We start from the raw sequence: 12,657 nt of genomic DNA, 5'->3' as shown, positions 1-12,657 counted from the left end.
AAATGCGCCAGGTGACCGGGCGGCACGAACTCATGCAGCGAAGGCGGCAAAAGCCAGCCCTGATCGACATCCCAAGAGCGAAACACTTTGGCCATGAGCCAGTGAATCATCCCGAAGCCACCCGGTCCAGAGGATTACTCGGACGGGCTCCTAGGCAAGCATCTTAGCCCTGGCGGATCGATGTATCGAGAACTATCGCCAGCTCGCGATTCATGAGCCCCGCTCGCGGCCGCGCACCCGCTCTCGCGCGGGATCGCTCGATCCAGCGAGATGCGCGCACGCGCCCGCCGCGTCACGTTTCATCGACTGCTCGCGAAATCCTCCTCCGTGTCGAGGCGCGCGAACCCATTGACGATCAGATCGTATTTCACCACTGAAACTGCCAGGTTCCGTGCCCAATCGACCACGTCATTCCAGGGATCGACCACCCTTCCCGTCGCAGAAAGAAAGGTAATGACCGTCGCGATCTCCGTCTGACCGCGGACGACAAGCACGCCACCCAAGCCCAATATTAGAATTCCGCCTACGCTATAACTCAGATTCATCAGAAAATTCATTGAGAACTTCAAAGCGAATATTCCCATACTAATATCAAATACGATATTTAAATCGTCGTCATTCTGATTATCTCTGCCATATTTGCTGACAGTCAAAATATCAGATCCAATTTTCGCAATAAAACTATTCTACCAGCAACTCTTGGATTGATTGCCCTCTGAATCAATGGAACAATAACGATTTGCGGCGCGAGAATTGCTGCACTCACCAGCGCCATTCGCGGCTCCAGTATCAAAAGGTAGCTGAAGACGCTGATCAAGAACCCAATCTCCACGATCGGGATACTGATGCTGGACCCGACGAAAGCGCCAACATCGTCACTTTCCGCCATAATCATTGACAGACCGACGGCATCGTTACCGTCTTGTCGTGACTTGGCCGAGCGCGTTGCAAGGCGAGTGTCGATCGCAACGCGCAGGGCCCGGGTCGCACTTTCCCCAATCCAAGCTCGATAGAGATTCATGAGGAGCTTGAGCAGCCCAAAACTGAGTATGATCACGGCTTGTGCGGTCACAAGCAGGAGAATGTCCCTGACCGCCCCTCCTTTGACCGCCGTATCGATCACCCTTCTTTGAATTTCGATTGGCGCGGCATTCAAGAGGAATACAGCGACAGAAATGACGGAAACCCATAATTGATGCCATCCGCTGATGCGAAAGACAAAATGAAAGAGAGACTTCGGCAGCGGTTCCGAGCCAGACAAATTTAGAGAAGTAGATGAAGGCTGGCTGAACATATGATTATTATTCGAACGAGACTGTTCGTTTGCGCCCAACCGCGACCACGCTCCGGCATCGTGGCATAAACAGCAAACTCTTTGGTATTCGGAGTGAGAATGCCCCGACGTTCGGCTGGAGAGCCCGTCGTGCGCGACCGGTTGAGCCCAAGTCGATGAGATGGGCGCCCCAATGGGCACGCTGCCGCCTGCTGGGAGAAGTGGCCAATGGAATTGGGGTCACGGCAAGTGATCCAGCCTCCTTACCGGGCCAAGCCTTCATCCCGTAGGCCGATCGTCGCATGGATGGGCGAATGGTTGGACCCAGATCGTTCATCAGGATACGCTCCACGCCAGGCTGATCATCATCGTTAGCTCAGCAGCCGACAGTTCCGTTGACCTGGATCAACTCCGCAGCGCCGGTCTGATCCTAAGGGCTGCGGCCCCCTGCGTCTGACATTGCGCTGAAACGAGGGCGGACTCAGCGCGATCTGAGGCTCAGGAGATAGGAGATGATGTCGTCGATTTCGGAGCGGCTGAATTGGTAGCGCGGCATTTGACCGTGAGGCGTCTGGAGAAACACCCGGAGCGAGAGCTCGGTCTGCTGGCTCGTATCGGCTATCGCCCCGAAATCTGGAGGCGTGCGGGCCCGATCTCGGTCCTCCCCGGTGATGCGATGGCATGCAGCGCACCATGTCGAGGCCAGATTGCGGCCAGCGGCAGCATCGCCGATACTCTGCGCAGCCGTCACATCGATCCCGATCATGGTCACCACCAGACCGAGGAACGAGGCGATCCTGAGAGGCTTGTCCATTTCCATCCTCCTGCGCAGCAGCCTGGCTCGCACACGCCTGGCCTTACCGGAACTCTGGCCTCCACTTTCGCGAAATCCGCCGGATATAGGCGACAAGCCCGTCGGTTTCGCTTTCGGTGAGACGAAACTCCGGCATTCCCGGGTGACGCACCACGGTTCCGTCAATCAAGACGGGAGCGGGATTGCCGCCGGGGTAACGTTCGGCGATGAGCGGAAAGCGTGGCGACCTGGGGTTGGGACTTTGACCTGTGCGCCCGACAGCATGACATCCACTGCAGATACGCTGAGCGACTTTCTTGCCCAAGTCCGCACTCTGGGCATTCTCAGGGCGTTGCGCATCCGCCGGCATCGCGTTCACGGCACTCGCCATAATACCAAGGCATGCGCCAAAGAGGAGCAAAATCGCAGAATGAGAGGGCTGTCGCTTCATGGTTTCAGCCTATCGGCCCTATCGCAGCTCGCATTGACACAGATCACGCTCTCTATCCGGCTCTCGCGATCCCCGGGCCGGCCTTCGCCCAGGGCCCGGAACTAAAGCCAGACACGGTGAAAATCACCTCCGGCGGAGGGCAATCAGCCGTTCACCTCAAAAGATGGCGCTCGATCTCGCCGACAGGCAGATTCGTCAGGTCCTTGACGATTTCCGCCACGACAAGAGCCTGCACGGCCGGAAGCAGCTGGCGACGCAGTTCACCCAGCACCTTGGGCGGCGCAATCAGGATGATGCGCTTGACACGGTCGACGCCGCTTCGTCGAGACAGAAAGAGTGCAACCTCGCCAACAAACGAGACCTCGGCAGCTGCGTGGCGGCTATTTGCTTCAACCGCGCTGCGCCCCTCGCCGAGAGACTGATGGACCCGACCTGGACGATCCGTCCCAAGCTCGCGATCGGGGGCGGACGGCCGTTCCATCGTGTGAAGGACCTGCAGCCGCAATCGGTCGACATCGCCATCATTTCGCAGGATGAGCGCCTTGGCGCCGTCGCACACGACAAGCCAGCTATCGCGTTGAACAAGGGGGAGACTGCTGGACATGGCTTGCCTCCTCCAGGCGCGACTGAGGCGCTACTGAGTTTCTCGGCCACGAACGGACAGGGTCCTGCGCTCGACGCCAAGAATGCATCAGGAATCCTTTCGGCGCCACAGCCGTATGCTGTCTATGCCGCGAGCTTACCTGCCCGGCCCGCTTCTTCGACAGCCTCAGTTGCGGTCGCGGTGACGACGGCCATTTCCTTGCGCATGATCGTCGCCAGTTGGTCGAACTCGGTGGAGTAGTCGCTCGCGATGCCCTGGCTGAACTTCCGGTGCGCCTCGACCGCTTCGCCAATTTCCTGGCAGTGACTGAGGGCATTGCACAATTCGGCCTGCGCCTTCATGCGCCGCCCCATAAAGGAAAGCCATTCTGCCCCCACAGTCAGATTTGCCTCCAATATGGCCTGGGGTACGGAAAGGGCGGTCGCGAATTGCGCCTGCATCGTTTTGCCCATCCCCTCCGGGAAGCCAAACGACGGGAAACCCAGTTTGTCGGGGCTGCTGGCGCGGTTCGTTGAAGCTACCATGTCTCGCCTCCTCTGAAGGCAGCGCACCAAGCGCTGCCTGGGTATCGATCATCAAGAACAATCCGGCGAGGGTCGCCTTGATGCAGGTCAACCACCGAACGGATTGCGACTGATAGTTTGTGTTTCGCGCGTGCGCTGGTGACGGGAGTTCGAACATGAATGTCGAATCCACCCTCTTCACTGATCCGAACACCACTCCTCATTTGACCAATGCGCCGCCCCTCCCGCCGGAGGCTCCACCACAACAGGACAGGCTTGGTCCCGAAGAGCCGTTGGATCGTTTCCTGCACGCCGGCATCGGCCGGATGGCCGCAGGTTTCTCGCCTATGGGCCTCGCAGAGGCCTGGTTCGATTGGGCCGTTCACCTATCGGTTTCGCCCGCCCGAATGGCCGAGATCGCCATCACCGGACTGTCGGAGGCCAGTCGCTTGGCCGAGCTGAATGTCCAGATGTTGACCAAGGGGGGCGAATGCTCGCCTTGCGAGCATTCGTTGCCTCAGGACAAGCGGTTCCGTCACCCAAGCTGGCGACAATGGCCGTTCGCGCTCTTCGCGGAATCCCTGCTCGCCTGCGAGAGAACACTCGATGAGGCAAGCCGCCACATTCATGGTTCGACTGAGCACCACATGGCACTGTTGCGCTTCGTGGGCCGGCAGGCCCTCGATCTCGTTGCTCCCTCCAATTTTCCGATGACCAATCCAGAGGTCCTGGATGCGACGCTGAAGAGCGGCGGGAGCAATCTCGTACGCGGTGCAAGCTTCGCGCTCGAGGATCTGCAGCGGCTTCTCGCCAGACAGCCACCGGTTGGCGCAGAGGCCTTCGTTCCCGGTCACACGCTCGCGATCACTCCCGGGCGGGTCGTCCATCGGACGCCGCTGGCCGAGATCATCCAGTATGCCCCTGCGACCCCGGCGGTGCATGCGGAGCCCGTCGTGATCATCCCCGCCTGGATCATGAAGTACTACATTCTCGATCTGCGCCCACAGAATTCGCTCGTGAAACATCTCGTCGACGCGGGCTTCACGGTGTTCATGGTCTCATGGAAGAATCCGAGCGCGGCCGATCGCGACGTCGGCCTCGACGACTATCGGGTTCAGGGTGTGCTTCCTGCCTTCGCCACGGCGCTGGCCATCACTGGCGCCAGACGGGCCCATGCCGTCGGCTACTGTATCGGAGGCACATTGCTGGGTCTCGCGGCCGCCGCGATGGCGCGTGACTACGACGACCGAATTGAGACCCTGACATTCCTGGCTGCGCAGACCGATTTTCGCCAGGCTGGCGAGTTGAGCCTCTTCGTCGACGAGAGCCAGCTGGCGATCCTCGACGACATGATGTCGGAGCAAGGCATCCTCGAAGCCTCGCGCATGGCGAGTACATTTCATCTGCTGCGCTCCAACGACCTGATCTGGTCTCGGATGATCCGTCACTATCTTCTCGGCCAGCGAGAGCCCATGGGCGATGTCGCAGCCTGGTCCACCGATGCGACACGGATGCCGTCCCGCATGCACAGCGAGTATCTGCGCTCGCTTTACCTCAACAACGACCTGGCGGAAGGACGCCTCCTGGTTGACGGACACCCGGTGTCCTTACGCGATATCCGTCGCCCGATCTTCGCCGTCGGTACCGAATGGGACCATGTCGCGCCCTGGCGCTCTGTCTTCAAGCTGCACATGCTGACGGATGCTGAAGTGACCTTCGCCCTTACGAATGGCGGCCACAATCAGGGCATCGTGTCCCCGCCTAGCAGGGCAGATCGCCATGTCCGGATCGCGACGGCGAAGATGCATGAACGGCATCAGGGACCAGAGCATTGGCTTCAGGCGGCGGAATACCATGAGGGTTCTTGGTGGCCTCACTGGTTTGCTTGGCTCGCCCTCCACTCAAGCAGCCAGACGTCGCGACCGCAGAGCGTCGCCACGCCCGGGGACGAGGCACTGGGCCCCGCGCCGGGGCTCTATGTGCACGGTTAAGCCCGCTGATCGAACGCTTCCCGGCGCGTTCGTGGAAAGGACGCCACCTCGCGCAAGGGATCGAAATGCGGGCCACATAGGCGCAGCTCGCGAGAACCGAACGTGCAGGGCCGCATTCGCGATCAATGCACCGTCCCAGCTCCGGATCCGACTGACGGGAGATCGCCTCATGCCTTATGCAAGGCTCGAAGACCTTCCCGCTTCTGTTCGGGCGCATTTGCCTGCCCACGCTCAGGAAATCTACCGCGCCGCTTTCAACAGCGCCTGGGAAGGCTACGCAGACCGGAGCGCTGAGGAGCACGAGGAAATCGCTCACCGCATTGCCTGGGCGGCCGTGAAGCACAGCTACCGCAAGGAGGGCGAGCAATGGATCGTGCGCTGAGCCTCGCGAAAGAGGCGCCCACGCGGTCGGGACCAGCCAATGGAGTGCCCGCCTTCTGGTCGGGCGACAATGACGAGATCTTGCGAGTACTCGATGTGCGGCCGGAGGGGATGACCTCCGAGGAGGCGCGCGCGCGAATGGGCCGCTATGGCCCGAATCTGGCTGTCACTGGCGTGCGCCGCAGTCTCGTGGGCAAGCTAGGCAAGCGACTTTGTGAACCCCTTATCGCCATCCTGCTCATTGCAGCCACGATCTCGGGCGCCACGGGAGACTGGCAGAGCTTCCTCATTATCCTGATCATTGTCCTGTTTTCCATCGGGCTCGACATTGCCCAGGAACACAAGGCCGAGACCACCATTGAGGCGTTGAGGCGCTCGGTCGCGGTGACGGCGTCGGTACGTCGCGATGGCAGGCTTCAGGAACTCGCCGTCAAGGAAATCGTACCGGGCGACGTGCTCGAACTCCGTGCCGGCGAACTCGTGCCCGCGGATGGCGTCGTGCTTTCCGCGAATGGCGCACTCGCCAACGAAGCACTCCTGACCGGCGAACCCTATCCCGTGGAAAAGCATCCGGGACCTTCCTCAGGGGCTTCGCTCTCCGACGCCTTCAACGCCCTGTTCGGCGGAACCAGTATCGTCGGCGGGGAGGCAGTCATGCTCGTGGTCGCGACTGGCGGTGCCACCTGCTTCGGCGCGATATCCAGCTCCGTCCAGGCGAAGGAGCCCCCGACCGCGTTCGAGCGTGGCGTGCATGCGCTCGGCATGTTGATCCTGCGGCTCACCGGGTTCCTGGTCCTCTTCGTGCTCCTAACGCAGCTTGTTCATCACGGCCTGTCGCTCGAGAGCTTCCTGTTCGCCGTTGCACTTGCAGTAGGCCTCACCCCCGAACTGCTGCCGATGGTCATGACGGTCACCCTCGCGCGCGGAGCGGTGCGGATGGCCACGAGCCAGGTCGTGGTGAAACGGTTGTCCGCCATCCACGATCTCGGCGCAATGGACGTCCTGTGCACCGACAAGACCGGCACCTTGACCGAGGCGAAAATCGTGCACGTCGCCAGCTTTGGGGCAGACGGCATGGAAAGCACACGCGCGGCACAGTTGGTGCGCCTGAACAGCCGTTTTGCCAGCGGCATGCGCAGCAATCTCGATGACGCGATCCTGGCCGGAGCGCCGACAGGTTTCGATGGCGGCTGGGCGCATGTCGACGATCTGCCTTTCGATTTCGAGCGGCGGCGAGCATCGGTCCTCATTTCGCACGGCACCGCCTCTGAGTTGATCACCAAGGGCGCACCAGAAGCGATGCTCGCCCTGTGCACGCAGATCGAGGCATCCGACGGGATCGTGACGCCGCTTGATGAGACCGAGCGGGTCAAAATCGCGACGCTGCTGGACGAGAGGGGGCGACAGGGCTTCCGTCTGCTAGGGATCGCCAGACGCGACATGCCCGCCAGCTGCCATCATGCAGAACTCACCGATGAAGCCGGGCTCACCTTTGTCGGTTGCGCCGCCTTCCTCGATCCTCCCAAGGCATCCGCGACGGAGGCTGTAGCCCAGCTCATCAAGGCGGGCGTCCGCGTCAAGATCATCTCTGGCGATGCCGCACCGGTCGTCGAGCACCTCGTCGAGACACTGGGCCTGCCGACCCGCGGCCTCATGACGGGAGAGGAGATTTCCGGCCTGTCCGAGATTTCCCTGGCTTCCCGAGCCGAAGGAGCCGACCTCTTCGTTCGCGTCTCACCCGACCAGAAGAGTCGGATCGTGCGCGCCTTGCGTCGGCATGGTCATACCGTCGGCTTCATCGGTGACGGTATCAATGACGCGCCCGCCATCCATGCGGCCGATGTCGGTCTATCGGTTGAAGGCGGGACCGATGTCGCTCGCCAGGCAGCCGACATCATTCTGCTGGCGCCGGATCTCGGCGTGCTGGCCGGGGGACTGGCAGAGGGCCGGCGCACCTATGCCAACATCATGAAATATGTCCGTATGGGAACGAGTTCGAACTTCGGCAACATGCTGTCGATGGCGCTTGCGTCGCTGGTGCTGCCTTTCCTGCCGCTGGCACCGCTCCAGATCCTTCTGAACAACCTGATCTACGATCTATCCGAGATCGGAATCCCCTTCGACAGGGCCGACGAGGAAACACTCGCCGCGCCGCAGGTTTGGGACATGAAATCGGTCCTGCGTTTCACGCTCATCATGGGACCGCTCTCATCGCTGTTCGACATCGCAACATTTGCCATGCTGATTTGGGTCTTCGCTGCGGACATCGCGATGTTCAGGACAGCCTGGTTCGTTGAATCGATTGCGACGCAGATCCTGGTGATCTTCATCATCAGGACCTCACGACCACTCTGGCGAAGCAGTCCTCATCCTGTTCTCATAGCAACGTCGCTTGGCGCCCTCGCGATTGCGCTCGCCCTGTCTCTGAGCCCGCTTGGCAGCTATTTCGGATTTGTCGCGCTGCCTCTGCCCATCCTCGCCGCCGTTGCCGGGCTTACTCTCGTTTACCTTGCCGCAGCCGAAGGGCTGAAGTCCCTCGCCATGGAGAACCGCCGCGGCAAGCCTGGCCGGCGCCGGTCGCCCCTCTAATGCATTGCGTAGAATACCAGAAACCGACCTTTGCTTGAGCGATGCTCGCAGTTGAGAGGATCGACCGCGCCCTTCGTATCCGGACGTTCCAGCCCATGTGACAGGGTCAGGGAACCAGTACTGCGGCGCCCTGGAGCCGTCCCGCCCGAAGGTCGGCAAGAGCCACATTCGCCCMGTCGAGTGGATAGGCCGTTGTCGTCGTCCTCACATCGGCCTGCTGAGCGATGGCGAGAAACTCCGTCGCGTCCTGCCGCGTCAGATTGGCAACCGAAACCAGTTGCCGCTCTTCCCAAAGAATCTTGTAGGGAAACTGCGGAATGTCGCTCATGTGGATACCGGCGCAGACAACCCGGCCGCCCTTGCGCACCGATCGCAGCGCGCCCGGCACCAGATCGCCGATCGGAGCGAAGATGATCGCCGCATCCAGTTGCTCGGGTGGCGCCGAGCCGGAACTCCCTGCCCACCGCGCCCCCAGCGAAAGCGCAAGCGTCTGCGCCGCCTCGTCACCGTTGCGCGTGAAGGCATAGACGTCGCGCCCCTGCCAGCAGCATAGCTGCACCAGGATGTGGGCAGCAGCGCCGAAGCCATAGAAGCCGATCCTGCGTCCCTCCCCGGCAATCCGAAGCGAGCGCCAACCGATCAGCCCGGCGCACATCAGCGGTGCGGTGGCGACCGGATCGTCGAATCCATTGAGTGGAAAGGCGAATGCCGAATCCGCCACGACATGGGTCGCGAAGCCGCCATCGCGAGTGTGCCCGGTAAATGTCGGCGCGTCGCAGAGGTTTTCGCGCCCCGAAGCACAATAGGGACAATGGCCGCAGGTGTGCCCCAACCAGGGGATCCCGACCCGCGTTCCAACGGCTGGTGTTGTAACGCCCGCGCCGACCGTCTCCACGATACCGACGATCTCGTGCCCCGGAACGATCGGCAGCCTCTGAGGGGTGAGTTCGCCATCGACGATATGCAGGTCGGTACGGCAGACGGCGCAGGCTTCGATCCGCACCCCGATCTCGCCGGGACCTGGCAGCGGGTCTGGCCGCTCCTCGAGAAACAGGGGCTGGCCGATCCTATGCAGCACCATGGCTCTCATCCGCCCAGATCCCTGGCAGCTGTCACCGGGCTTTCGAGATCTCATTTGGCGAGATCTCCTCTGGCAGGACCACGACCCCTGACATCGGCTCGACCCAGGCGAGTTGATCTGACACCGATTTGACGCCGGCGACGTTTTCAGCAGCGACGTGCGCTGCGCGTCGCGCGCGTTCGTCGAAGATCGTCCCGGTCAGTTCGACAGCGCCCTTATCGACATGGACGCGGATGAGCCCGCCCCCACCCCAACTCTGCCCGGAAAGCTCCGCCTGGATGGCAGCTCGGATCTGCTCGTCGTCCGTCGCCTGCGTATCGCCTGGCGACAGCGCGCGGGCCATCGGGCGCAAGAGATCCGATCGAGCGACGATACCCACGATCTTGCCGTTGTCCACGACGGGAAGGCGCTTGATGCTGCGTCGACTCATCATCTCGACGACCTCGTCGAGCGTAGCCCCCTTGGATATGGTGACGGCTCCATTCGTCATGACCTCTTCGACCTTCCGGCCATGGGCATGGACGTATTCATCGGACACCTTTCCGGGGCTGACGAGAAATTCGAGCCACCAGGATCGTTTGCGCTCGGTCCCGAGTTCACTCCGGCGCAGGAAATCGCCTTCGCTCACTATCCCGACCAGCGTCCCGTCGCCCTCGACGACGGGCAGGCCACTGATCCTGTGAGCCAACATGAGCCGGGCAGCCTCAGCGACCGATGTCGAGGGCCGGATGCTGATAACCGGCGTTGTCATCACCGCTTCGACGAACATGGGAATCTCCTGTCGAGCGCCGCTTCCAGGCTGTTGACCAAGCGCCCCGAGACCGTTGTCGCGCGCGACCGCGACCACGATCCAATCTATAAAATGATTGGCCATCGAAGTTCAGTATGAAACATGGCCTGCCGTCCCGCCTTGATCCGAATCAAGAGCCGTTCGGCGCAAAGCCCCCATGGCGCTGGGTGTGTTTCACCGCTGCGGGGAGAAAAGGCCCTTCGCCGTGTCCTTTCAAGGCGTCCCTGAGATCGACCGTCGCGGCATTTGGCGACACCTATTCTTCGCCTGCAAGTGCTCTTCGCAAACGCCGGATCATCACGCCGCGCGAACGCTCGTCTGCGGCCTTGTCCATAGCCTCGTCGATATCGAGCAGGAGGCGCGAGCGCTCGTTGTGCCAGTCAAGCCGACCAATTTGATCCGGAGAGATGCGCCGCGGGAGGCCGATCGCAACAGGTTCTGCGCCGTTAGCAGTCAGTTCGTAGGTATCATCGAGCAGGGGTGACAAAATCTGCTCGGGCCGGAGCGACCTGCTCAACCGCATCCGCATGGCAGCTATGGCCGGTTCCTCCCCATGAACCAGAAAAAGGTTCAGTCGGAGCGGCAAACGTTCGCGAACCCAGGCCTCCAGTTCCGAACCGTCGGCATGGCCGGAATACATGTCGAGCGAGCGGATGCGCGCCCGCACGTCGATATCCTCGCCCTGAATGCGAACGCGCCTCGCTCCATCCTGAAGGATCCGCCCGAGCGTGCCTTGTGCCTGAAACCCGACGAACAGGACGGTTGCGTCTTCGCGCCAGAGCCAGTTCTTCAGCCGGTGGCGAATCCGCCCAGCCTCGCACATGCCGCTGGCTGCAATGATGACATGAAACCCTTGCCGCAGGTCAAGAGCCTTGCTCTGCTCAACGGTCTCGGTGAACCGTACGTTGCCGCCCTGAAGTGCGGCAACAAGCTCGTCACCGTGCTCCAATTCGCTTGCGTGCTGTTGAAAGGCGCCGCTCGCCTTGGTGGCGAGAGGAGAGTCGACATAGATGGGAGTAGGCGGGATCTCGCCATCCTTCATCAGGCCGACCAGATCGACGAGAAGCTCCTGCGTCCGCTCGACCGCAAAGGACGGAACGAGAAGTACGCCATTGCGACGCGCGGCTGCTCTCACCTCATCTCGCAACAGCAGGCGTCGACCGCCCGAGTTCGTCTCGATGCGGTCGCGGTCGCCATAGGTTGACTCGCAGACGAGGTAATCGAAATCCCGCGGCGCCTCCGGATTGGGCTGCAACAGCTTGTTCTGGGGGCCGATGTCGCCTGAAAACAGGATGCGCATGCGGGTATCGCCCCCCAACTCCTCGAGCTCGACCTCGACTGACGCGGAACCAAGCAGGTGGCCCGCATTCCAAAACCGCGCGCGCACTCCGGGCGCAACCAGCGCCCACTCGTGATACGTCACAGCCTTGAACTGTATGAGACTGCGCTCAGCATCCTCCGCGGTGTAAATGGGGTCTACCTCGCGATCACGGCCCCGACGCGCATTGCGCCGATTGAGCTGCCTGACCTCATTTTCCTGAATGTGACCGGAATCCCGCAGCATGATGGCGCAGAGGTCGATGCTCGCCGCGGTGGCAAGGATAGGCCCTGYGAAGCCACCCTTGACGAGCTTCGGGATGAGCCCGCTGTGGTCGATATGTGCATGAGTCAACAGAACAGCATCGATCGCTGACTCCCGGAATGGAAATGCGCGGTAGTTCAGTTCCTTTTCGGTCTTTGCCCCCTGGAACATACCGCAGTCGACCAGCACGCGCGCTCCCAGTGTCTCCAGCAGGAAACATGAGCCGGTCACGGACTGCGCAGCACCGAAGAAGCTGAGTCGTATGGGCATCGCTGCCGCTCCTGAACGAACCCCAAGTTGAAACACCTCGGTCGCGTGCTGCAATCTGCGGGCGCAGCCAGTCCAAGTGGCCCGCGGGACATCGCGACGCATCCCTGCGCCGGAGTTCCCGGCCTCAATGGGACATCATGCAACATGTCGGCGCGGCCTTGAGCAGATCGTTTGTCACACCGCCCAAAATCCATTCGCGCATGCGGCTATGCCCATATGCCCCGGAAACGATGAGATCGGCCCCTTCTTGCCGGGCGAGTTCGGTGATCTGGTCGACTGGATCGCCGAGACCGTCCTGCCGCAGCACGGGACGCGCCGAGACATGGTGCTCGGACAGGTAGTGGCAGAC

13 protein-coding genes are annotated in these 12,657 nt (G+C 61.6%); 3 read left to right on the top strand and 10 right to left on the bottom strand.

The genetic code is table 11. The annotated features are described in order from the left end of the window. Positions 1-299 precede the first annotated feature (299 nt). The 6 genes from AC1DRP_RS28010 to AC1DRP_RS27985 form a co-directional block, all read right to left on the bottom strand. Positions 300-653, bottom strand: a complete 354-nt coding sequence (locus AC1DRP_RS28010) for a hypothetical protein (RefSeq protein ID WP_476770155.1) — start codon at positions 651-653, stop codon at positions 300-302. Then, the gene (locus tag AC1DRP_RS28005; RefSeq protein ID WP_476770154.1) at positions 650-1,294 is read right to left on the bottom strand and encodes a hypothetical protein; all 645 of its coding nucleotides are present in this window, start codon (positions 1,292-1,294) and stop codon (positions 650-652) included. Before AC1DRP_RS28005 ends, AC1DRP_RS28010 begins: the two co-directional genes overlap by 4 nt. A 460-nt stretch (positions 1,295-1,754) precedes the next feature. Then, positions 1,755-2,087, bottom strand: coding sequence for a c-type cytochrome (locus AC1DRP_RS28000; protein WP_441505364.1), 333 nt, complete (start codon positions 2,085-2,087; stop codon positions 1,755-1,757). Between the two features lie 43 nt (positions 2,088-2,130). After that, positions 2,131-2,436 carry a c-type cytochrome gene (locus AC1DRP_RS27995; RefSeq protein ID WP_441505376.1) on the bottom strand — a complete coding sequence of 102 codons (306 nt, stop codon included), beginning with the start codon at positions 2,434-2,436 and terminating at the stop codon, positions 2,131-2,133. A gap of 232 nt (positions 2,437-2,668) precedes the next feature. Further along, complete coding sequence (locus AC1DRP_RS27990; RefSeq protein ID WP_441505363.1) at positions 2,669-3,121, bottom strand: baeRF12 domain-containing protein; 453 nt, start codon at positions 3,119-3,121, stop codon at positions 2,669-2,671. A 122-nt stretch (positions 3,122-3,243) separates the two neighbouring features. After that, positions 3,244-3,645 carry a hypothetical protein gene (locus AC1DRP_RS27985; RefSeq protein WP_441505362.1) on the bottom strand — a complete coding sequence of 134 codons (402 nt, stop codon included), beginning with the start codon at positions 3,643-3,645 and terminating at the stop codon, positions 3,244-3,246. 155 nt (positions 3,646-3,800) lie between these two features. On the opposite strand from AC1DRP_RS27985, the gene AC1DRP_RS27980 reads away from it, so the two are divergent. The 3 genes from AC1DRP_RS27980 (at position 3,801) to mgtA (ending at position 8,585) form a co-directional block, all read left to right on the top strand. Continuing rightward, positions 3,801-5,615 (top strand): PHA/PHB synthase family protein, encoded by a 1,815-nt coding sequence (locus AC1DRP_RS27980; protein WP_441505361.1) that lies wholly within the window; start codon positions 3,801-3,803, stop codon positions 5,613-5,615. Between the two features lie 169 nt (positions 5,616-5,784). After that, the gene (locus tag AC1DRP_RS27975; RefSeq protein ID WP_441505360.1) at positions 5,785-5,997 is read left to right on the top strand and encodes a ChaB family protein; all 213 of its coding nucleotides are present in this window, start codon (positions 5,785-5,787) and stop codon (positions 5,995-5,997) included. After that, positions 5,982-8,585 (top strand): magnesium-translocating P-type ATPase, encoded by a 2,604-nt coding sequence (mgtA, locus tag AC1DRP_RS27970; RefSeq protein ID WP_441505359.1) that lies wholly within the window; start codon positions 5,982-5,984, stop codon positions 8,583-8,585. Before AC1DRP_RS27975 ends, mgtA begins: the two co-directional genes overlap by 16 nt. Before the next feature lie 106 nt (positions 8,586-8,691). On the opposite strand, the gene AC1DRP_RS27965 is transcribed toward mgtA, so the two are convergent. From AC1DRP_RS27965 to AC1DRP_RS27950, 4 genes are all read right to left on the bottom strand, one after another. After that, entirely contained in the window at positions 8,692-9,675 is a 984-nt protein-coding gene (locus AC1DRP_RS27965; protein ID WP_476770153.1) for a zinc-dependent alcohol dehydrogenase family protein, read from the bottom strand. A gap of 22 nt (positions 9,676-9,697) precedes the next feature. Then, the gene (locus AC1DRP_RS27960; RefSeq protein WP_476770152.1) at positions 9,698-10,435 is read right to left on the bottom strand and encodes a CBS domain-containing protein; all 738 of its coding nucleotides are present in this window, start codon (positions 10,433-10,435) and stop codon (positions 9,698-9,700) included. A gap of 277 nt (positions 10,436-10,712) precedes the next feature. Further along, positions 10,713-12,308: an MBL fold metallo-hydrolase RNA specificity domain-containing protein gene (locus AC1DRP_RS27955; RefSeq protein WP_476770151.1), complete on the bottom strand. Its 1,596-nt coding sequence runs from the start codon at positions 12,306-12,308 to the stop codon at positions 10,713-10,715. 124 nt (positions 12,309-12,432) lie between these two features. Continuing rightward, a partial coding sequence (locus AC1DRP_RS27950) for a universal stress protein (RefSeq protein WP_476770150.1) occupies positions 12,433-12,657 on the bottom strand: 225 nt, incomplete at its 5' end.

Source organism: Allobosea sp. 01N443, from assembly GCF_056399325.1.
The sequence above is the reverse complement of the archived record's forward strand: the minus strand, read 5'-3'. Positions and strand labels throughout refer to the sequence as shown.